Annotated in this window: 22 protein-coding genes; 12 read left to right on the top strand and 10 right to left on the bottom strand. The window is 50.4% G+C overall.

What is annotated here, in order from left to right; translation table 11 throughout:
- Window positions 1-23: 23 nt before the first annotated feature.
- A complete protein-coding gene (locus tag FN808_RS07555) occupies window positions 24-722 on the bottom strand; it encodes a succinate dehydrogenase cytochrome b subunit (protein ID WP_142713948.1) in 699 nt (232 codons plus the stop codon).
- Window positions 723-929: 207 nt separating this feature from the next.
- Here FN808_RS07555 and FN808_RS07550 point away from each other — a divergent pair, with 207 nt between their 5' ends.
- The 7 genes from FN808_RS07550 (at window position 930) to coaBC (ending at window position 6,657) form a co-directional block, all read left to right on the top strand.
- A complete protein-coding gene (locus FN808_RS07550) occupies window positions 930-1,547 on the top strand; it encodes an IMPACT family protein (RefSeq protein WP_142713947.1) in 618 nt (205 codons plus the stop codon).
- A gap of 75 nt (window positions 1,548-1,622) precedes the next feature.
- Entirely contained in the window at window positions 1,623-2,177 is a 555-nt protein-coding gene (locus FN808_RS07545; protein WP_142713946.1) for a cob(I)yrinic acid a,c-diamide adenosyltransferase, read from the top strand.
- A 107-nt stretch (window positions 2,178-2,284) separates the two neighbouring features.
- Window positions 2,285-3,628 (top strand): phosphoglucosamine mutase, encoded by a 1,344-nt coding sequence (gene glmM, locus FN808_RS07540; RefSeq protein WP_142713945.1) that lies wholly within the window; start codon window positions 2,285-2,287, stop codon window positions 3,626-3,628.
- Between the two features lie 73 nt (window positions 3,629-3,701).
- The gene (locus tag FN808_RS07535) at window positions 3,702-4,583 is read left to right on the top strand and encodes a YicC/YloC family endoribonuclease (RefSeq protein ID WP_246068305.1); all 882 of its coding nucleotides are present in this window, start codon (window positions 3,702-3,704) and stop codon (window positions 4,581-4,583) included.
- Entirely contained in the window at window positions 4,576-5,154 is a 579-nt protein-coding gene (gmk, locus tag FN808_RS07530; protein WP_142713944.1) for a guanylate kinase, read from the top strand. The genes FN808_RS07535 and gmk overlap by 8 nt, the downstream gene beginning before the upstream one ends.
- Before the next feature lie 6 nt (window positions 5,155-5,160).
- On the top strand, window positions 5,161-5,454 hold the full coding sequence (locus FN808_RS07525; protein ID WP_142713943.1) for a DNA-directed RNA polymerase subunit omega: 294 nt from the start codon (window positions 5,161-5,163) through the stop codon (window positions 5,452-5,454).
- 3 nt (window positions 5,455-5,457) lie between these two features.
- Complete coding sequence (gene coaBC, locus FN808_RS07520; protein ID WP_142713942.1) at window positions 5,458-6,657, top strand: bifunctional phosphopantothenoylcysteine decarboxylase/phosphopantothenate--cysteine ligase CoaBC; 1,200 nt, start codon at window positions 5,458-5,460, stop codon at window positions 6,655-6,657.
- Window positions 6,658-6,721: 64 nt separating this feature from the next.
- Here coaBC and FN808_RS07515 read toward each other — a convergent pair whose 3' ends face one another.
- On the bottom strand, window positions 6,722-7,864 hold the full coding sequence (locus tag FN808_RS07515; RefSeq protein ID WP_142713941.1) for a hypothetical protein: 1,143 nt from the start codon (window positions 7,862-7,864) through the stop codon (window positions 6,722-6,724).
- Window positions 7,865-8,074: 210 nt separating this feature from the next.
- Here FN808_RS07515 and FN808_RS07510 point away from each other — a divergent pair, with 210 nt between their 5' ends.
- Both FN808_RS07510 and FN808_RS07505 read left to right on the top strand, forming a co-directional pair.
- The gene (locus tag FN808_RS07510) at window positions 8,075-8,971 is read left to right on the top strand and encodes a hypothetical protein (RefSeq protein ID WP_142713940.1); all 897 of its coding nucleotides are present in this window, start codon (window positions 8,075-8,077) and stop codon (window positions 8,969-8,971) included.
- A gap of 8 nt (window positions 8,972-8,979) precedes the next feature.
- Entirely contained in the window at window positions 8,980-9,840 is an 861-nt protein-coding gene (locus tag FN808_RS07505; protein ID WP_142713939.1) for an esterase/lipase family protein, read from the top strand.
- Between the two features lie 25 nt (window positions 9,841-9,865).
- On the opposite strand, the gene FN808_RS07500 is transcribed toward FN808_RS07505, so the two are convergent.
- The gene (locus tag FN808_RS07500) at window positions 9,866-10,741 is read right to left on the bottom strand and encodes an AraC family transcriptional regulator (protein ID WP_142713938.1); all 876 of its coding nucleotides are present in this window, start codon (window positions 10,739-10,741) and stop codon (window positions 9,866-9,868) included.
- Window positions 10,742-10,831: 90 nt separating this feature from the next.
- Between FN808_RS07500 and FN808_RS07495 the strand changes: the two genes are divergently transcribed.
- Entirely contained in the window at window positions 10,832-11,611 is a 780-nt protein-coding gene (locus FN808_RS07495; RefSeq protein ID WP_142713937.1) for a phytanoyl-CoA dioxygenase family protein, read from the top strand.
- A gap of 60 nt (window positions 11,612-11,671) precedes the next feature.
- Here the strand turns inward: FN808_RS07495 and surE are convergent, their stop codons facing one another.
- The 7 genes from surE to FN808_RS07460 all read right to left on the bottom strand — a co-directional run bounded on the left by surE (window position 11,672) and on the right by FN808_RS07460 (window position 16,663).
- Entirely contained in the window at window positions 11,672-12,436 is a 765-nt protein-coding gene (gene surE / locus FN808_RS07490) for a 5'/3'-nucleotidase SurE (protein WP_142713936.1), read from the bottom strand.
- Between the two features lie 99 nt (window positions 12,437-12,535).
- Window positions 12,536-13,363 carry a 3-methyl-2-oxobutanoate hydroxymethyltransferase gene (gene panB / locus FN808_RS07485; RefSeq protein ID WP_142713935.1) on the bottom strand — a complete coding sequence of 276 codons (828 nt, stop codon included), beginning with the start codon at window positions 13,361-13,363 and terminating at the stop codon, window positions 12,536-12,538.
- Entirely contained in the window at window positions 13,360-13,806 is a 447-nt protein-coding gene (gene fabZ, locus FN808_RS07480) for a 3-hydroxyacyl-ACP dehydratase FabZ (protein WP_246068304.1), read from the bottom strand. The genes panB and fabZ overlap by 4 nt, the downstream gene beginning before the upstream one ends.
- 50 nt (window positions 13,807-13,856) lie before the next feature.
- The gene (gene ubiE, locus FN808_RS07475; RefSeq protein WP_142713934.1) at window positions 13,857-14,546 is read right to left on the bottom strand and encodes a bifunctional demethylmenaquinone methyltransferase/2-methoxy-6-polyprenyl-1,4-benzoquinol methylase UbiE; all 690 of its coding nucleotides are present in this window, start codon (window positions 14,544-14,546) and stop codon (window positions 13,857-13,859) included.
- A gap of 92 nt (window positions 14,547-14,638) precedes the next feature.
- Complete coding sequence (locus FN808_RS07470) at window positions 14,639-15,283, bottom strand: histidine phosphatase family protein (protein ID WP_142713933.1); 645 nt, start codon at window positions 15,281-15,283, stop codon at window positions 14,639-14,641.
- Between the two features lies 1 nt (window position 15,284).
- Window positions 15,285-15,920, bottom strand: coding sequence for a hypothetical protein (locus FN808_RS07465; RefSeq protein ID WP_142713932.1), 636 nt, complete (start codon window positions 15,918-15,920; stop codon window positions 15,285-15,287).
- 50 nt (window positions 15,921-15,970) lie between these two features.
- The gene (locus tag FN808_RS07460) at window positions 15,971-16,663 is read right to left on the bottom strand and encodes a ComF family protein (protein WP_246068303.1); all 693 of its coding nucleotides are present in this window, start codon (window positions 16,661-16,663) and stop codon (window positions 15,971-15,973) included.
- A 175-nt stretch (window positions 16,664-16,838) separates the two neighbouring features.
- Here FN808_RS07460 and FN808_RS07455 point away from each other — a divergent pair, with 175 nt between their 5' ends.
- A complete protein-coding gene (locus FN808_RS07455) occupies window positions 16,839-17,876 on the top strand; it encodes a helix-turn-helix domain-containing protein (protein WP_142713931.1) in 1,038 nt (345 codons plus the stop codon).
- Between the two features lie 18 nt (window positions 17,877-17,894).
- A complete protein-coding gene (gene ligA, locus FN808_RS07450; protein ID WP_142713930.1) occupies window positions 17,895-19,898 on the top strand; it encodes an NAD-dependent DNA ligase LigA in 2,004 nt (667 codons plus the stop codon).
- Window positions 19,899-20,006: the final 108 nt, after the last annotated feature.

Genomic DNA, 20,006 nt, shown 5'->3' with positions numbered 1-20,006 from the left:
CCTGACCCGTGTTCCATGTCATATCAATACGAGATTAATGCTGCATCAGGCCCTGCGAAATAGATGTACAGCGGGATAAACAAAAATCCAACCGCCATCAGGATGGCAAACACGATCCCGACCGAATAAATGAGGGCGGAATACTGGGTATGCTTCATACTCAGAGAGGTAAAGGCGCTCCAAAATCCATGCCCCAGATGAAAGCCCAGCAACACCATCACCGCCGTGTATCCAAAAGCATAGAGCGGGTTTTGGAAGGTATTTATAACCAGTGTTTTCAGATCGCGGGCTTCATGCCCGTTAAGCATGATCGTCTCTGTAGCTCCGAATTTAAAGGTACTGATGTGGGTAACCAGGAAAATAAGAAGCACCGTCCCGGTAAAGATCATGGATCTCGATGCCCAGGTCTGGTGGCTCGGGCCGCCTTTGCTCTGGTATTTCTCATAACCGTTGGGACGCGATCGCCGCCGCTTTAGCCAGATGGAAATTCCCAAATAGGCATGCAGCAGAAATGCGACCACCAAACCGGCCTCCAGAATGTACAGGATCCATCCCAGGCTCTCCAGGGTATAAGTATACTCATTGAACGCCTGTGCATCCCCAAAGAGCTGGAGATTCCCCAGAAGATGAAAGATAATAAAGATGATAAGCCCAAGACCAGTAATTCCTGTTAATAGTTTCCGCCCGACTTGTGACTTAAGCGCTTTTAGAAATGATGCCATCACTGATGCCCATGGTTAAAAATGTCAGTTAATCCGTGGTATTAAGCCAACGCACGGATCCGTTTATCAAGGGTTGAAGATGAGGCGAAATGGATAAAAAGGCAAGGTTTGGTCTTATTGTTTTAATCTTTAAATCTTATTCAGAAATATTCTAAATTAGAGCGTAATTTTCACTGACAACCTCCGCAATCTAAGCCGTTATTACCTGTGCAGACTGTCCAGAAAACCTATCGTACCTCCTTCCGAGAAAAGGGGTCAAAATTTATTGGCTTTCTCTTCCCGGCCCTCTCTCAGGAGGATTTTAACAATCGACTCTCTGATATAAAATCTGACTTCCCGGACGCCACCCATCACTGCTATGGCTGGCGCATCGACCCAACCGACCTCAGGGAGTTTGCCCAAGACGACGGAGAACCCGGTGGCACCGCGGGCCTGCCCATCCTGAACCAGCTCAAGTCGTACCAGGCGGTGAATTGCGGATGTGTAGTCGTCCGGTACTACGGGGGAACCAACCTGGGAAAGTCGGGCCTCATCAATGCCTACGGGGCCGCCGCCGAACGGTGCCTTGCCCAGGCCACGTTTGTAAAAATAATTCCAACCCGGAACTTTATCGTCTCCTACAGCTATGAACTCCAAAACCATATTGAGCAGCTTAAAAATTCTTTTGATCTCAAAGAACTGAATGCCACCTACCTGGAAAAAGTCACGCTCACCCTGGCCTGCCGCGCCGAACAATCAGAGGCACTCCGGGACAGGCTCCAGCAGTTGAATCACCTCGGCATAGAGGTTCAGAGAAATGGACCGGGGTATATAAGGGGCTCATGACGGCCACCGACTTCGACCTGAAAATCTGCTCATCACTCCGTACTTTACTCGTGAAAACATCACCAAACACTATCTATGAAGATCTATACCAAAAGAGGAGACTCGGGACGCACTTCACTCTTCGGCGGGCAGCGTGTCTCCAAATCGGAGCAGCGCATCCAGGCCTACGGAACGGTGGATGAACTTAACTCATTCCTGGGCCTGGCAGCCAGCTATGAGCTTTCCGACCACGGGCGCCAGCGCATAAAGAAGATCCAGAGGATGCTGTTTGTGCTCGGAGCCGACCTGGCAACCCCCTCTTCCTCGCAGACAAGGATTGAGCGCACAAGCCAGGAGGATGTTGAATTCCTGGAAGAGGCCATTGATGAGATGGAGCAAGAGCTGGACCCGCTGAAAAATTTTATCCTTCCCGGAGGATCGCAGGCCGGGGCTACGCTTCACATCGCCCGAACCATCTGCAGGCGCGCCGAACGCGAGGTGGTTGCCTGCCAGCAGGCCGAAAACAGCAAGGTATCGGATCTTTCCATTAGGTTTCTGAACCGGCTGTCGGATTTTTTGTTTGTGATGGCCCGCTATGAAAACAAGCAGCAGGACACCCCGGAAGAGACCTGGAAGCCGGAACAATCCTAACCTCGATCCCGCTCATTGAGTGTATGCCGCCCTGCTTTGATTTTCGAGCAGAAAACAGTAAATACATAGTTCTTATCAATCAGAATTAAAACTTCATCCCATACAGTATGGCATTAATGATTTCAGTCTCGGGTATCCGGGGCATTTTTGGAACGGACCTAACCCCTGAAAACCTCAGCCGATTTACAGCGGCCTACGGGTCGTGGACCGGTGGCGGCAAGGTAATTGTCGGCCGGGATACCCGTGTCACCGGACAGATTTGTGAAAACATCGTCGTTGCAACGCTTCAATCCGTGGGTTGCGATGTTGTTCAGGTTGGGGTGTCCGCCACCCCCACGGTAGCCATGGCTGTTCATAAACACGATGCGGCAGGGGCCATCATCATTTCCGCCAGCCACAACCCCGCTGAGTGGAATGCCCTGAAACTCCTCAATGCCAAGAGTGAATTTCTCAACGCCGAAGAAGGCCGTGAAGTGATGAACATAAGCGAGGAGCAGTCTTACCGCTACAAAGGGTTTGATCAGACGGGCAGCGTAGAGACTGACACCGAAGCCCTGGACTACCACGTGCAGAAAATCCTCGAGCTTCCCTATATCAACCGGGATCTCATCGCCTCAAAAAACTTTTCCGTAGCACTCGACCCGGTGAACGGGACCGGGGCCATCGCCCTCCCTGCCATGCTTGAGGCACTCGGTGTGGAAGAGATCTATTCAATCAATGACACGCCCAACGGACTCTTTGCCCACAACCCCGAACCTCTGCCGGAACACCTGCAGGACATCTGTGCTCTTGTCAGGGAGAAAAACTGTGATCTCGGTGCGGTAACCGATCCCGATGCCGACCGTCTTGCACTCATTACAAACAAAGGCAACCTGTTCGGCGAGGAATACACCCAGGCCGCTGCTTTTGACTTCATACTTGACAAGAAGAAAGGAAACTGTGCTACCAACCTGTCCTCTTCGCGTGTGACCGAGGATATAGCCCGAAAACATGGACAAAAGTGCTATCGCTCAGCCGTCGGAGAAATTAATGTCGTTGAAAAGATGAAGGAAGTCGAAGCGGTTATCGGCGGTGAGGGCAATGGAGGAGTCATTAATCCCGACCTTCACTATGGCCGCGACTCGCTGGTGGGGGTAGCCATATTCCTGCAGCTGCTGGCCGAACGAGAGGTGACCTCCGACGAATACCGTAACACCCTGCCTGATTATGTCATGCGGAAAAGCAAGATTCCGCTGGCGGATATTGATGCCGATGCAATTCTTGAAAAAGCAGAGGATGTCTACCGGGATTTAGGTCCCGATACAACCGATGGCGTCAAAATTGATTTTGAGGACGGATGGGTTCATCTTCGAAAATCAAATACCGAGCCTATTATCCGGGTATATTCCGAAGGAATCTCTGCAGAAAAAGCCCGGGAACTCGCAGATGAGGTTGTTGATGCTGTACAATAACATTTTATTCCGGGCGCTACTTTATTATTTTAGTCCAAAATCAGCTTAATTTTCATCTATTCGGGATCTATATATGATAACATCCATGACCGGCTTTGGCCGCGGAGAAGCATCATCCAATGGTATTTCGATAACGGTAGAGCTAAAGACAGTAAACAGCCGCTATCTTGACATATCGCTCAGGCTTCCGCCGATTATCCAGGAAAAAGAGCTAACGCTGAAGGAGCAGCTCCAGCAGCACGTGGAGCGGGGCAAAATCAATGTTTCCGTCCGTGTGGATAAAGCCGATACCGGGCAGCCCGATGTCACATTCAATAAAAATCTGGTGCGGGGATATAAGGACCTGCTGAACGACCTTCGGGATGCGGCAGACATAAAACAGCCGGTCATTCTGAGTGATTTAATGGAGTTCAATGATATCTTTGAGGCCCGGGAAGAGGATGAGCAGACACGCAGCTTGATCTGGACGCTGACACAGGAAGCCGCTGAAAAAGCGACCGCCGGGCTGACGCAGATGCGCCGGCAGGAGGGCAGCCAGCTGGAGGAGGATTTACTGCAGCGGGTTGATCATATCGAGAGCATGTTGAATATCATCCAGGAGAAGACCGACGGGCGTTCGGCAGTAGCCAAGGAACAGCTTCTGGAGCGCATTGCAGAACTTATTGACAGCGATAAGATCGATGATGATCGCCTGGAGATGGAAGTGGCCGTACTGGTCGACAAGATGGACATCACAGAAGAGATCGTCCGCACCCAATCTCACCTTAAGTTTTTCCGTGAAGCCGTGAAAAACGACAATGCCGTCGGGCGCCGGCTGAATTTTCTGAGCCAGGAGATAAACCGTGAGATCAATACCATTGGGTCCAAAGCCAACAGTTCCGAAATATCACAGTATGTGGTACAGGCAAAAGAAAGCCTGGAACAGATAAGGGAACAGGTGCAGAACGTTGAGTAAAACCAGTAAAAGCGGAAAAGTCATCGTCATTGTCGCCCCAAGCGGAGCCGGTAAAACGACCCTGGCCAAACGATTGCTGGAGGAATATCCCAGCATCCGGTTTTCAATTTCCGCAACAACCCGCCCTCCCCGCAAAGACGAAGTGGATGGCGAGGACTACTATTTTCTAACCGACCAGGAATTCGACCGGAAGATCGAAAATCATGATTTTCTGGAGTGGGAGCGATATAGCAGCTACCGATATGGAACCCTCCGGTCCGAAGTTGATAAATTAGTTGAATCTGGGTATTTTCCACTGCTTGATATTGAAGTGAACGGTGCGCTGAACGTACAGAAAATTTACGGATCAGCGGCAGTATCCATATTCATTGAGCCTCCGTCGATGGAAGTCTTGCAGGAGCGTCTGCAAAAGCGCGGCAGCGAAACAACAGACTCCGTCGAAAAGCGTATGGAGCGAGCTGAAATGGAGATGCAGTATGCTCACCACTTCGACCATACGGTTGTAAATGATGATCTTGATACAGCCTATGTGCAAATACAGGCTATTGTTGAACCCTTTATTAATAAGTGAATTATTATGTCCATTAAGACGCTTGATGTTGAAAAACTGAACAAAAGCACCGGTAATCAGTATGAATTGATTACCATCATGTCCAAACGGGCGCGGCAAATTGCGGCGCAGGAGAAGCTTCAGCTGGATGAGAAACTCAAGTATTTTGAGGGTTTTGAGGATGAGGACGAATTCTCCTTTAATGAAGAGCAGGAGAATATCTCCAAAGAATTTGAAAAGCTTGATCATCCCACCCAGCGAGCTGTTGACGAAATGCGGCGCGGTGAAATTTATTTCCGATATCCACAAGACGAAGAATAACAGATGTTGTCCGGGAAACGGATCATTCTGGGTGTTACCGGGGGAATTGCAGCTTACAAGGCTGCTTTTCTTTTACGTGCCTTCCAACAGTCCGGTGCACAGGTGCGGGTCACCATGACACAGGGGGCCCGTCAATTTGTGGGTACCGAGACCTTCTCTTCTCTTTCCAAACATGCTGTTGCCGTTGATATCTTTCCGGATGTTCCTTCAACAGAAGACAGCTGGACCCGCCATATCTCCTGGGGTGAATGGGGCGACCTTTTTGTCATAGCCCCCTGTACCGCTAATACGCTGGCTAAAATAGCCGGTGGATATTCCGACAATATGCTGACGGCTACGGTCCTTTCAGCCCGGTGCCCGATGCTGATCTGCCCAACCATGGACGGCGAGATGTATCAGTCGCCGGCCGTACAGCGCAACCTTCAGACCCTGAAGGAGGATGGCTATCATATTCTTGAACCTCAACAGGGATACCTCGCCAGCGGGCTGCAGGGAAAAGGACGCCTGCCCGAAACTGAAACGATACTGGATGAATGCCGGTCTGTTCTCGGGCAACAACGTTCCGTCGGCCCCCTGGCAGGCAAAAAGGTTGTGGTAACAGCCGGCCCCACCCGGGAGTTTATCGACCCGGTTCGTTATATCTCCAATCCCAGCTCCGGCAAAATGGGTATCGCCATGGCCGAGGCTGCACGGGATCTGGGCGGTGAGGTGACCCTTGTCCACGGCCCCATTCAAATTCCCGCGCCCAACAAGATGAATGCCATCCAGATCACCTCTACAGATGATCTTTTTAAAGAAGTGCAAAAGCAATCCAGCGCTGATATCATCATCATGGCGGCGGCCGTAGCTGATTTCACACCCGAAACGCATGCTACAAGCAAGATCAAAAAAAACGGAAAGGCACCCAGCCTCAAACTTCGGCGCACGCCCGATATTCTTTCATGGCTCGGAGAACACAAAAAAAAGGGACAGACCCTTATAGGCTTTGCCATGGAAACAGAAAAATTGATTGAACATGCCGGGGAAAAAAGAACCCGAAAAAAGGCCGACTGGATCATCGCCAATTCCATTGCCGACGATAAGTCCGGCTTTGGAACCGATACCAATACCGTCACTCTGCTGGGTGATGCCGTGCAGGAAACCTACTCCGGACCAAAAAAAGTCGTTGCCCGGAAAGTGCTGGATCGGATTTTTAGCAGCTGATTACAATCAACGTGTATACCTCTTTCCCATTTGTTAAGGACGGTTCAACCGTCAGCCGAAAAGTCTAAAACTCCCATTTGTAAGTGCGATGGGTCTTGTGATGATGGCATCCGAGTGCTTCCAGGCTTCGCTGCATCAGCCAGTTCTTTTCACTTACCCAGGCCCCTTCAAGGTATTCCAGGCTGGGAGCCGCTTCTTTGGTAAACTGAATGCCGCGGGTGAAGGTCAGAGCTTCCAGCCCCATCTTTCTGAATTTGGGCTTGGTGCCGTAAACCAGCGACCGCAGGTGCTTGGCGCGCCGTTTAAACCACAGGAGCTTCGGGTAGTGCCACCACCGGAGCCGGCCGCCGGTCTCTTTGGAAATCTCGTTGAGATCAGGCACACATACAATAAAGGAGGCGGGCTCATCGTCAACAAAGGCAATAAGCACGCTTTCGGGAATCATTACCGGCTTTAGCTTTTTGACCATCTGGCGGACCGTATCCCGGGTCAGCTCCGTAAATTCCTCCTCGCGCTGGTCAATATCCTGGCTACTCCAGGCCTCATTGTAGATTTCGCGGATATACTCGGCATCGCGATGAATCTCGTTCATGTCTATCGGACGGAGCGAAACATTGGCCCGCCCTTCAATGCGATCTGTTATTCTTTTCATGCGTTCAGGCACAGGCTGGTCAAAGTTCCGTTTGTAGCTCCAGTGATCATCCAGCTTCTCGGCTCCGGTATGCTCAAGCAACTGTTTGTAGTAGGGCGGGTGATAAAACATCCCGTAGATGGGAGGTTCATCATAATTCTCAACCAGCAACCCCCAGTAGGTATCATTCTCGCCAAAATTAACAGGCCCCCGCATTGCCCGGTACCCGTGGTCGTAGTGCCAGGCCTCGGCAAAATCGATAATTGAACGGGCAAGCTGCTGATCATTCTCCAGTTCGAGGAATCCTATTCCACCCATGGTTGGTTCCAGTACCTCATCCCTGGGCGGATTGTTCATAACAGCAAAACGTGCCACAACGCGACCTTTATTTCGTACCAGATAGCGCTCACACTGTCCCTTCTCGAAGAACGGATTCTGTTCCCTGTTAAAGATATTTTCTATTTCAAATTGAAAGGGCGGTGCCCAGTTCGGATAATCTTCATATATTCGAAATGGAAGCTGATGAAAGGCTTTTACCTGTTCCCTGCTTTCAACACATTCAAAATCGTAACTCATATCATCTACGATGTAAAACTGTTATTTTGTGCTTGTTAATAGATTCTTCGGCTTCATACCACGACATTTAATTTAAGTTCATACATCGTTTACTTTTATTTTTAACCAGCATCAATTCTACGTTTAATATCTGCATCTGATTTGAAGGAACAAAAGAAAAAAAGGGTCATCGCCCTGTTACTGCTAATCTCCTGTATCATAAGCGGTTCTATGCTCGTAGTATCGTCCAAAACGCCCTCCCGGCAGCTTCAGTCCCTGGCCGAGGCAGACTCACTCATCGAATATGAACTGGCCAACTTCAGTATCAGCAGTAATCAGGTCAACCAGGTGTCCATCGACATTGACTCCAGCTTCAGCCGTAAAATATACAAGGTTGATTTGCCGCCCGGATTCTCCAAGACTCAGCTGCATGCTGAGCTGAACCGAACCTTTCACCCGCTGGGCATTTCCACTCCTGCGCTGGTTACATTTCCCGATCAGAAGATGCAGATTCATCTGCGGTATGAGGGTACTATCGTCCGAACTATTACGTTAAATACCAATCAGGACCTTGTTTACCGGCGGGACCATGCCAGTATCATTGTTGCCCTGAATGATTTTCCAGACGAAGAACTTACAACCATGCTGACCAGCTTTGGCGAACCAATTCCCATAGTACTGTCGGTGGAACACCCCATGCAGGCCAATGAACTTCAAAAGTCGCTTTCCGGGCGCTACCGACGCCTTCTCTATTGGCTGCAAAATGAAGAAAACGAAGATTTGATACGAAAGCATCCCTCCCTGGCCCTGCGCCGGCTCAAGCAGTTTGAAGACATTTTACCCAGTGCCCACCTGCTGCTCAGCAATGGCAGCAGTTCCGCCGATTCTGAAAACATCGTCAGCCAGACCGATCTGACCTATGTGGATGCCCGCGACGCTTTTATTCTTCATGAAGAGCTGGGTAAAGCTTCTTTTTTGTCAAAATTGGACAAACTTAAAGCAAGTCCCTCGTACCCCCTGGCAATCATTATGGGAAATGAAACAACCCTGCGCTGGCTCGATGAAAAATTACCTGAACTTAAAAAAGCCGGTGTTGAACTCATCCCGCCGCCAAAAATCACATTTTAGATCCAGATATGCTTGAGCAATTTGATGCCGATCGCTGGCTGCATAAACTGAAATTACAGGAATTTCCAGAGCCAAAAGCTATTCACCTGAAACACCCGGTGCTGCTCTGTCATGGCTACGGAGCCATTGCTTCGCTGGTCAAACCTTCTCCGCTTTATGATGTTGCCATGCTTTTGCGCTCTCATAATGTCCCGGCTTTTGCTCCCAATATCGTCCCCTATGCCAAAATAGAAACACGCGCCAAGGAATGGGTCCATTCCATCCACGAACTTACGGACAAACAGCCCTATGACAAGGTAAACATCATTGCCCACAGCATGGGCGGACTGGACATGCGTTATGCCCTCTCGGAACTGGCCATTGCACCCAAAGTAGCCTCTCTGACTACCATTTCCACGCCTCATCACGGAACCTCCCTGGCCGAACTCACACTGAGCACGCCGGATGCCATCCGCGACAAACTGGCTGATTTTTTAGACTGGATGGGCGACCGTGTTTATCCCAAGACCAAAAGCGATTCCGTGGGATCGGCTGTCCAGCTCACCCGGCGCTACATCACTGAAGAGTTCAATCCCAATATCAGTGATGCCACGGATATCCCCTACTATTCCTACAGTTCTGCTGTGGGCAAGGGCACCCCGGTTCCCATACGTGTCATCAGCCGCTACCAGAATAACCACATCTACGATCAGGAGGGCATCAATGACGGCATGGTATCCGTCGAGAGCTCCAAATGGGGCCAGCATATTAAGACCTCCACCCTTTCCCACCTTGAGCAGATGCATGTGAGCGTCAAAAACGACCGTGAAGCGATTTTTCGGTCTTTCTGGCGGGAGGTGATTGAAATGCTGGAAGCCCAGGGACATTAATACGGATCCCACTGAACTTCAGCCGTCAGCTTGCTCTGTACTCAGTAGGTGTGCAGCCTGTGTACCGCTTGAAAACCGTTGCAAAATACTGTGAAGAAGAAAATGCGAGGGAAAACGCCACATCGGTAATATTCATCTCCGTGGTGGCGAGATACTCCTTCGCCCTTTCAATCTTATGGCGCATCACATAGTCAGCGGGTGTAATGCCTGTCTCCTTTTTAAACTTTACCTTAAACCAACTGGTCGACAGGCCCGCTGCTCTGGCCAAGTCCTCAACCTCCACGGGTTCACCCCAATTCTGCTCCACGTGCGAAATCGCCTTCTGAATGGCAACAGACTTCTTATTTTGTGTTTTATTACGGGAACAGCGGATGATCGCCAGCAGAAAAGCCAGCACATTATGACCGGCAACAATCTCATCCATGATGTCATGATCATCCTCCCAGCATGCAATCACTATATCAAGGTATTGCTGAAGATCCGTAGTCCCCTCAAAATGCCTTGACGTCATATTCTGTAGTTCTTTCACGATTCGTCTTGCCCTTGCCCCCCGGTAATGCAGAAAACCGGCTTCCTCCTCCGGGATCCGGAATATCATCCAGTAAAGCACCCCCTTTTCTTCTGGAAAGCCGCCTGTACTGTGGACCTCCCCCGGGAAGGTTATAAATACATCATTGCCGGATAATCGGTATTCCTCCCCTTGCACATAATAAATCTGCTTGCCCCTCGCCAAATAGCAGATTTCGATCTGATCGGTATGTGCATGCGGAGCCAGTCCATCCCGGGCCCGGCTATAGTTGTAACGGCCCAGTTTGATAAAATTTGACAAACCGGAAGAGCTAAAATCAATGACGACACGGTGGGCTGACATGGGTCCCCGGGAATTTTCGTTTGAAATCATTTTGCAATACAAATTTAAAAGACCATTATATCAAACATTATATATATTACAGATCTAAAAGAACAATGACAGTTACCGAAACACACCGCTATGCCAAAGAAAAATATACTCGGGAAAGAACAGCTTGCCTTTTTCAATGACAACGGCTACCTGGCAATCGATCAACTGACCAGCCGAGAGGATGTCGCTTTTATTCGTGAAATCTTCGATACTCTGTTTTCCAGTGAAGCCGGCCGCAAAGAGGGCGACCAGTTTGATCTGGCCGGGCCGGGTGAGGCAGAAGAAGCTTCACTGCCCCAGATTATGAATCCTGCCAAGTATGCTCCCGAATTGAATAATTCAGAGCTCCTGAAAAATGCATCGGCCGCTTTGAGCCAGTTGTTCGGGGAACCTGTGGAAGCCACTTTTTTCCACGCCATCAACAAGCCCCCGCGGCATGGAGCCGAAACACCATGGCACCAGGATGCAGCCTACTGGGATCCGGTCAAGCTGCATAATAAAATAAGTGTGTGGGTTCCACTGCAGGAGGTGTTTGTAGACAATGGCTGCATGCAGTTTATCCCCAGAAGCCATTTAATGGACATTCTTCCGCATCAAAGCATTAACAATGATCCCCGCGTGCAGGGGCTGGAGCTCGTCCCCGAGGAGTGCGAAAAAATCAAGGGCAAGGCCGTCCCCTGTCCCCTGCCTCCGGGCGGTGCTACGTTCCATGGCGGATATACGCTTCATTATGCGGGTCCGAATAAAACCGACCGTCCGCGGCGGGCCATCATCCTCGAGGCAGAACTTCCCCCGTCGATCCGTGACAAGCCCATGCGGTTTCCATGGCTGGAACGACGTGACGCTGCGCGGAAACAGAAAAAACCATGACCTGCAGATGATTGTCCACGGTTGTTATCCGTTATTGGGGTGAATAATAACCGGCCCGCATTACAGCTCAATATCGTCCACATCCTTGAGCAGGTTGTAGTCAGTCATATCGTACTGGATGGGTGTGAGGGAGGCATACCCTTTTTTGAGTACGCTAATATCAAGGTCTTCCCCTTCATCCAGCAGCTCGAGCCGTCCGGTAAGCCAGTAGTAGGAGCGGTTATTGGGATCCACACGCCCCTCGAACTCCTCCACATAGCGGCTGTCGGCCTGACGGGCCCATTTAATGCCTTTAAGTTCCCCCGACGGCACATTCAGATTCAATGTTACGCCCCTGGGAAGACCCATATTCAGTACGTAGCGGATTACCTTCCGTGCAGCCTCCTTGGCACCGCTGAGATCGGCATCTTCGTCAAAATCCGTACAGCTTACAGCAATCGAAGGATAGCCCAGGATGGTCCCCTCCGTGGCAGCGCTCACTGTTCCGGAATATAAAATATTGACCCCGGCGTTGCTGCCGTGGTTGATACCGCTGACCACGAGGTCGGGTTTATGTTTCATCAGCTGATCGTGTGCCAGCTTTACGGCATCAGCCGGCGTGCCAGATACGGCCTGGCCGTGGAATCGACCATCAATCTGGAATGAACGCGATCGCAGGGGAGTATCTACCGTTACCGCATGCCCGGCCGCACTCTGCTGCCGGTCGGGAGCTATAATTTCGACCTCTCCAAATTCATCGGCCACCTCGGCCAGGGCACGGATACCCGGGGCAAAGATTCCGTCATCATTGCAAACCAGGATTACGGGGTGTTCAGCATTACTCATATTCTTTGACCTGTCGTTATAACTATAATTCAAACCCTTGACTACAGGCAGAAGGGAAACATTTTGTCCCTCGCTTTTCTGCCTGTTCCTCTTGCCCAATCAGCCGTATTGTTCATCCTCGCTGGGGAAATCGCCCGATTTTACATCACGGATATACGATTGAACAGCATCAGTCATATCGGCATGCATGTCAGCGTATCGACGCAGGAAACGGGGATTAAACTCCTTATTCAGTCCCAGCATATCGTGCACCACCAGTACCTGCCCGTCGCACTGAGCACCCGCACCGATGCCAATCGTGGGGATGGAGATCTCCTCCGTCACTCTCCTGGCAAGCTTTGCCGGAATCTTCTCCAACACAATAGAGAAGCATCCGGCCTCTTCCAGCCGGCGGGCGTCTTCAAGAAGCTGGCGAGCCTCCTCGTCTTCGGTTGCCCGCACTTTGTACGTCCCGAACTTGTAGATGCTCTGCGGGGTAAGGCCGAGATGTCCCATCACCGGGATCCCCGCCTCAACAATCTTCGAAATCGTTTTAATAACCGGCTTGCCTCCCTCCAGTTTCACCCCGTGCACACCGGCCTCTTTCATCATGCGGCCGGCACTGATGAGGGCCTCTTTGGAGGTTACCTGGTAGCTCATAAAAGGCAGATCCGCAATAACCAGGGCTGTTTCAACGCCGCGAACCACACAGGAGGCGTGATAAATCATCTGATCCAGGGTCATCGGCACCGTCGTTTCAAAACCGGCCATCACGTTGCTGGCCGAATCGCCCACCAGGATTACATCGATGCCGGCCTGATCGATAATTCGGGCCATCGTATAATCATAGGCCGTAAGCATGCTGATCTTTCGTCCTTCCGCCTTCATATCAACGATAGTCTGCGTTGTTATTTTAGCAGGACGATCTGTAGAGGATTGGGTGCTCATTCGTCTTTCTTTGGAACAATTGCAGAGGTCGCTTCCAGCTCGCAGACTACCTTGCCATCTACACGGGCCGTTCCTTCCATGGTCGTAAAATTGCGTCGCCGGTTCGTCAGAAACACTTCCATCATAAGCTGATCGCCGGGAACCACTGATTTACGGAACTTTGCCTGGTTGATATTGGTGAATACAATGAGACTGTTGTCAGGATCTTCAATATGCTTTTCAGTGAGCATAATACACCCGGTTTGTGCCAGGGCTTCGACCTGCAGCACACCCGGCATCAGCGGCTTACCGGGAAAATGACCATTAAAAAAATCTTCGTTGGCCGTAACATTTTTAAGTGCCAGGATCCGTTTCTCTTCCAGTTCCAGCACTCGGTCAACCAGTAAAAAGGGATAACGGTGAGGCAGTACCTTTTTGATGGCTTCAATTTCCATTAATGACATGTCAAAAGAGGTTTATTGGTAATAAAAAATGAATGGTTAATATACATTATTTATCGAACGGTACCCACATAAATATATGCGATACCACCGGTTAGCTTCTCATAGCTCTGTGACCCAAAGACGCCCGATTCTTTCATCAGTGCAACAAACTTATCGCCTGCCGGAAATTCTGCACTCGTACGCGGCAGATAGGTATAGGCTTCGCGATTACCGCTGATCCATCCCCCTACTGCAGGCATGATATATTGGCTATAGAGCTCATAGGGATACTTCAAGAGCCCTTTGGGCTGGCCAAATTCCAGCACCACTACCTTTCCGCCGGCTTTGACGACGCGTCCCATCTCTTTCAGAGCTTTGACCGGATCATCCACGTTTCGAATACCAAAAGCAATGCTTGCAATATCAAAACGGTCGTTCTCGTAGGGCAGATTCATCGCATCGGCCACCTCGAAATCAACGGCGAGGCCATTTGTTTGCGCTTTTTCGGGGGCGTGCTCAATCATCTCCTGGCAGAAATCTGTACCAAGTACATAGCCTTGTTCCCCCACTTTTTCTTTAAACTCCAGCGCCAGATCTCCCGTGCCGGTGGCACAATCCAACACATGATCGCCCTCACGAGCACCACTTAGCTGAACTGTTCGGCTGCGCCAGGCATGGTGCACCCCAAACGAAAGAATGGAGTTGACCCGATCATAGTCATCGGCTATGTCAGCAAACATGCTGCGAACTTTCTCACTCATAACTGTCTTCTACTCTTTTTGTTTCACTACTGTTCAGCGTCCGGATATGACCTGCATTACTCACCTCTCGAACCAGTCGCCACTTTCTTCCTTCAGCTTCCAACATTTGCCTGGTGCTGGTCATCCTGCAGATGATCCGTGTTGTTGAGGTACACGGCCTCAAACTGCTCACCATCCCACTGCAGGTGGTAGAGTGATGCATTACTGTGGGCAATCTGGTGCATCGACGAAAGTCCACGCTTCAGCCAGTGGGCCAGCAGTATACGTATCAGACGACCGTGCAGCACAAAAAGCATATTACTGTTTGTACGCTCACGGATAATCTGCTCCGCCCGCGTTGCAGCCCGCTTCAGCACAATCCGGGGACTCTCGGCTCTTTCGAAGGCAAAATCCACGTTTCCGGACTTCCAGTGATGCTGCAGCTGCTGCAGCTCAGTCTCTATCTCCGTGATGGACCGGCCTTCCAACACGCCGAAATCCATTTCATCAAGCTCGCCGTGAGGCTCAACAGTCAGGCTGCAGGCCTGTGCTATACATTCCGCTGTCTCCCGGGATCTTTTCAGGCTGCTGCTAAAAATATGGTGCAACTCCTGCTCTTTCAGATGCTGCGCCACGGCCCTGGCCTGCTGCCGCCCCCTATTGTTGAGCGGAGCATCAATCCCCCTTCCCTGAATCTGATTACGACGGTTGTATTCCGTCTCTCCGTGACGCACCAAAAACACATTTGTCAAACTCACTTCAGCTTGTACCTTGCTTTCTGTTCAATGCCAGTTCCTTGAATTTCTTCTCCATGCTCTGTACCTCTGAAGGAGCTTTATTAAAATGCATGGCATATTTCAGTAATATCATCTTAAAAACACGATCGTTGAGTGAAAGCTCCCCGGCCTTATCCTCATCAATTTTGTCCCACAGACGTTTAAGCAATCCCAGCTTCATGAGAAAGAAAAAGACCAGGCCCACTCCGGCAGCCAGGTATTGTCCATTCATACCGACAAGACTGATGATTACCAGGGATGTGATCAGCAGATATCCATCTTTGTTCATCATCTTGAGCAGCTTTCCCATGTAGATCGTCACAAAGCCACTTTTAAAACGATACCAGAAAAAATGGAATGTAATGGCAATAACCGCAGCAAAAACCGGGTGAATATAAATCAAAAGCACAAGCAGCAACGTAAGCGCCAGGCTGTCGGCACTCCGCACCCAGGCTACCGCCTCCTCTACAAGATGATCCAGGGAGCGCTCCTTGAGTAGGCCCGGCACAAACTGTTCAATATGATCGGAGGTCGTATGGAACCAGTCGCCGGTACGGGTAACAATCCCGAGCTGGGTTTCAAGATATAAATTCTGAGGTCGTGAAGTGTATTTATTCATAAGTCTAAAAATATCCTTCTTTTTGGAAAAAATGAATTATATACCAAAAATTATGCCTGTGCAACTGTCAGGATCACAACGGCATGAGCTTCAGCCTTCAAAACGGTTTGTGCAAGCTCAAAAGTGGTCGCCCCGGTCGTAAACACATCATCAATGATCACCACCAGCTGTCCGGCCAGCTGTGACGGGTCATTGAGCCTGAAGGCATTTTTCATATTCTTTAGTCTCTTTTCCAGGGAGAAACCGGTTTGCGTGCGTGTGTTCTTCCGTCTCACTACACATGTTCGCTCACAAAGAGCCAGGTCTGTCCAGACCTGCTGAAAGCCCCGCGCTATTTTAAAAGCCTGGTTAAACCCGCGATACCGGTATTTCAGATAGTGCAGTGGCACCGGAAGAATGACAGACGTCCGACGGCTCAGTTTTTTCTCCAGAAACGGATGCTTGCGGACCCGTTCACCCAGCTTGCGACCCAGGTCCAGGCCTATGGTGGTCAGCCGTTCGTATTTCAGCAAATGCATCAGGTCCTGCAGCTCCCCTCCCTTGTCGAAGGTCCACATCGCATGCTGGGCTATAACTCCGGCAGGCAGTAGGATATCGCTGGAAATACGGTTGTTTTGGGGATTGGCATCCGCAAAACGCTCCTGGAGGCAAAAGGAGCACAACTGGCGCTGGCACTCGGTATTCTCCCTGCCGCAACAGACACAGACCCGGGGGAAAACGATGTCGGATACCCCTTTTATCATATTTCTGATCAGCTCTTTCATCCCATAAGTAATTTGTTCTTACTAGTAAGACCCCGATAACACATTATCCTTACAAATATATTTAGTGGGTCAAAAAATTTTTGCCCACCATGATATTTGCTTAGATTTAGCGTTTACATAACGGCCTCTTTATGACACCAAACAGGAATCTTCTATGCCATCACTTGGAAATGATCTGGCGACCATCAGGAAAAGCCGGGGGATAAGTCTCGAGGAGATTTACCGATCCACCAAAATCCCGAAAGCGGTTTTAGCTTCCATTGAAGATGATACCATCTTTTCAGATATTGGCAGCAATCCCACCTATATTCGGAGTTATGTTCGCAGCTATGCCAAAGCACTGTCTATTGAAGAGCGAAAGATAGTGCACGCCCTCAATAAAGTTGAAAAAGGCAGTTACTCGGGCTCCCTTATTGAGGAGGAACAGCGCCAGAAGATGCCCGAAGAAGCCAACTCAAAGGAGGATGAGCCGTCAGCCAAAGGAGAGGCAAAGGAAGAAGTTGCCCATGAAGAGACCGAAAACCCGCTTCTAAAATCGCAGGAAGTCAGCAAGGTTGACTGGGCCAATATGGGGCGGCAGTTCCAGCCCACCCGGACGGCCCGATCCAACCGCTGGATTATTGCGTCTGTTGTCATCGTTCTGGCTGTCGCTGCTTTTTGGGGCTACTGGTACTATCTCAGGGGAGAAGGACCATCGGCCGGCAAGACCACACCGCAAGAATCTCCAGCACAAACCACGACTCCTGCAGATTCACCTGACCTCGACACGGGTACGGCGTTTGACGGGGACAGTGCACTGCGGCAAACCTCCCCACAGTTTACCGGGCCGAGAGAAACCCTTCCGGATACCCTTTCCATCGTGCTCTATGCAGCCTACGGTAAGCTCGAACCGGTACGGGTATATACTGATATTCTCGATGAACTCAATCCCTACTGGATAGAAACCGGGGAAGCCATCCGCTTTGATTTCGTCAATGACTTTCATTTCCGCAACGGCGAGGGAAATATCATCTTGCTGATGAATGGCCGGGTGATCTCTGATTTCAGGGAACGTTTTCTAAATCCCGAGACCAATCGTATCGAGATACATCGCTCTTTCTTTGAAGGAGATTCAAAGTGGCTGCAACCGCCGCCCGACACTCTCAATATCGATGTACCGCCTCCCTCCGTCATTCATACCCTGCAATATTAACTTTGTTTGATTTACACCATGGACAAGAAACAGGCCCAGAATCGCGTCAAGGAACTCCGTGAACTGCTTGACAAAGCGAACAAAGCCTACTACCAGGATGCCCAGCCCTTCATCTCGGATAAAAAATTTGACCGCTATCTTGCTGAGCTGGAGCGCCTTGAAGAAGAGTTTGGCCTTCACGATCCCACTTCTCCCACCCAACGCGTGGGAGGCGAGCCAAGCAGCGAGTTCGAAACTGTGCAGCACCCGGTGCCCATGCTCAGTCTCGACAATACCTACAACGAGGATGAGCTCAACGATTTTGACCGTCGGGTCCGGGACCGACTGGACCATACCGATTTTAGCTATATGTCTGAATTGAAATTTGACGGAGCGGCCATCCGTCTCCGCTATGAAGAGGGAGAACTGGTACTGGGAGCCACGCGTGGTGATGGCCAGCGGGGCGATAATATTACCCGAAACCTGAAAACAGTGCGGGATATCCCTCTTTCTTTGGATGGCGACTACCCGGAGGTTGTGGAAGTGCGGGGCGAGGCCTATATGGAGCGGGAAGCCTTTGCCCGCATGAACGAACATCGCGAACAGCAGGGGCTCAATACGTTTGCCAACCCCCGTAATTTAACCGCAGGATCACTGAAAATGCAGGATCCCCGGGAAGTGGCCCGAAGGCCGATTCGGTTCTTCAGTTTTGACCTGCTGTTTGAGGAAGAGAGGGGAGGGCTTACACAGCTGGAAAAGATGCAGCTGCTCCAGGACTATGGTCTCCCGGTATGTGAACACTACCGCAAGTGTTCCAATATTGACAATATACACCAGCAGATCGATGATTGGCAAGAGTTTCGGCACGAGCTACCCTACGAAACGGACGGGGTGGTTATCAAGGTGAACGAAGATAAATATCGATCTGAGCTGGGCACTACATCCAAGGCCCCGCGTTGGGCTATTGCCTTCAAATTTGAAGCGGAGCAGGCTACCACTACGCTGGAGAAAATTAAGCTGCAGGTTGGACGGCTGGGCAAGATCACTCCCGTTGCCCACCTTAGGGCTGTAGCGTTGGCCGGCACTACTGTCAAAAGGGCCTCTCTGCACAACGAAGATGAAATCCACCGCAAAGATATCAGGGAGGGAGACCGGGTTGTTGTTGAGAAGGCGGGCGAGATCATCCCCCAGGTGGTAAGTGTTGTCAATCCCGGCCGAGAGAATCGTTCGTCCCCCTTTAAAATGCCCGAAGACTGTCCAGCCTGTGGACACAAACTGACGAAACTGGGTAACGATGTTGACTGGCGGTGCACCAATGCCGAGTGCCCGCCCCAGGTTCGACAGCGCATCACTCATTTTGCTTCCCGCGATGCCATGGATATTGACGGGCTGGGTGAAGCCGTAGTAGACCAGCTGGTCTCCGAGGAGCTGATCCAAAATTATGCAGACCTGTATGACCTCGCGAAAGAAGAACTGCTCCCTTTGCAGCGAATGGCAGAAAAAAGTGCCCAGAATCTGATTTCCGCAATTCAGGATAGCAAAGATCAGCCTTTAGACCGCCTGATTTACGCTCTCGGCATTCGGTTCGTGGGAAAAACAGTGGCACGAGATCTCGCCCGTGCCTTTCAGACCATGGAGGCCCTGGCAGATGCCGGTGAAGAAACCATAGCCGAAGTAGAAGACATTGGTCCCACCATTGCCCAATCGGTAACCACCTTTTTTAGCGATGAGTCGAATCTGAAAATGCTTGATAAACTAAAAGCTGCAGGTTTGACGTTTAAGATGGGTGAAAAGGAGCAGACCTCCCAGAAACTGAATGGCAAAACCTTTGTACTCACGGGAGCACTGCCCGGGTTGACCCGAAAGGAAGCGACCGCTCTGATTGAAAAACACGGGGGCAAGGTTACGTCCTCGGTTAGTGGGAATACGGATTATCTGCTGGCCGGCGAATCGCCCGGGAGCAAATATGAGAAGGCTCAGGAGCGCGAGGTCTCCATTCTTGACCAGGATGCATTTTTGGAATTAATCGATGAACCATTATAACTGGATATCCTGAACAATCATGCCTCTCGGGCTGTAATAATTGCCGGTTGGTATAATTTGTTAATCGGAGTATCTTGTGAACACATATAAATATCTTGCCGGACTGCT

The organism is Fodinibius sediminis (assembly GCF_900182555.1).
Classification (GTDB): domain Bacteria; phylum Bacteroidota; class Rhodothermia; order Balneolales; family Balneolaceae; genus Fodinibius; species Fodinibius sediminis.
Note: the sequence above shows the minus strand (reverse complement) of the source record. Positions and strands in the feature narration are given on the sequence as shown.

What these genes read in the sequence shown, in the direction of transcription:
- FN808_RS07555 (WP_142713948.1), bottom strand. Translation starts at nt 722, where the DNA reads ATGGCATCATTTCTAAAAGCGCTTAAGTCACAAGTCGGGCGGAAACTA.
- FN808_RS07545 (WP_142713946.1), top strand. Translation starts at nt 1,623, where the DNA reads ATGAAGATCTATACCAAAAGAGGAGACTCGGGACGCACTTCACTCTTC.
- glmM (WP_142713945.1), top strand. Translation starts at nt 2,285, where the DNA reads ATGGCATTAATGATTTCAGTCTCGGGTATCCGGGGCATTTTTGGAACG.
- FN808_RS07535 (WP_246068305.1), top strand. Translation starts at nt 3,702, where the DNA reads ATGATAACATCCATGACCGGCTTTGGCCGCGGAGAAGCATCATCCAAT.
- FN808_RS07525 (WP_142713943.1), top strand. Translation starts at nt 5,161, where the DNA reads ATGTCCATTAAGACGCTTGATGTTGAAAAACTGAACAAAAGCACCGGT.
- coaBC (WP_142713942.1), top strand. Translation starts at nt 5,458, where the DNA reads ATGTTGTCCGGGAAACGGATCATTCTGGGTGTTACCGGGGGAATTGCA.
- FN808_RS07515 (WP_142713941.1), bottom strand. Translation starts at nt 7,864, where the DNA reads ATGAGTTACGATTTTGAATGTGTTGAAAGCAGGGAACAGGTAAAAGCC.
- FN808_RS07510 (WP_142713940.1), top strand. Translation starts at nt 8,075, where the DNA reads ATGCTCGTAGTATCGTCCAAAACGCCCTCCCGGCAGCTTCAGTCCCTG.
- FN808_RS07505 (WP_142713939.1), top strand. Translation starts at nt 8,980, where the DNA reads ATGCTTGAGCAATTTGATGCCGATCGCTGGCTGCATAAACTGAAATTA.
- FN808_RS07500 (WP_142713938.1), bottom strand. Translation starts at nt 10,741, where the DNA reads ATGATTTCAAACGAAAATTCCCGGGGACCCATGTCAGCCCACCGTGTC.
- FN808_RS07495 (WP_142713937.1), top strand. Translation starts at nt 10,832, where the DNA reads ATGCCAAAGAAAAATATACTCGGGAAAGAACAGCTTGCCTTTTTCAAT.
- surE (WP_142713936.1), bottom strand. Translation starts at nt 12,436, where the DNA reads ATGAGTAATGCTGAACACCCCGTAATCCTGGTTTGCAATGATGACGGA.
- panB (WP_142713935.1), bottom strand. Translation starts at nt 13,363, where the DNA reads ATGAGCACCCAATCCTCTACAGATCGTCCTGCTAAAATAACAACGCAG.
- fabZ (WP_246068304.1), bottom strand. Translation starts at nt 13,806, where the DNA reads ATGTCATTAATGGAAATTGAAGCCATCAAAAAGGTACTGCCTCACCGT.
- ubiE (WP_142713934.1), bottom strand. Translation starts at nt 14,546, where the DNA reads ATGAGTGAGAAAGTTCGCAGCATGTTTGCTGACATAGCCGATGACTAT.
- FN808_RS07465 (WP_142713932.1), bottom strand. Translation starts at nt 15,920, where the DNA reads ATGAATAAATACACTTCACGACCTCAGAATTTATATCTTGAAACCCAG.
- FN808_RS07460 (WP_246068303.1), bottom strand. Translation starts at nt 16,663, where the DNA reads ATGATAAAAGGGGTATCCGACATCGTTTTCCCCCGGGTCTGTGTCTGT.
- FN808_RS07455 (WP_142713931.1), top strand. Translation starts at nt 16,839, where the DNA reads ATGCCATCACTTGGAAATGATCTGGCGACCATCAGGAAAAGCCGGGGG.
- ligA (WP_142713930.1), top strand. Translation starts at nt 17,895, where the DNA reads ATGGACAAGAAACAGGCCCAGAATCGCGTCAAGGAACTCCGTGAACTG.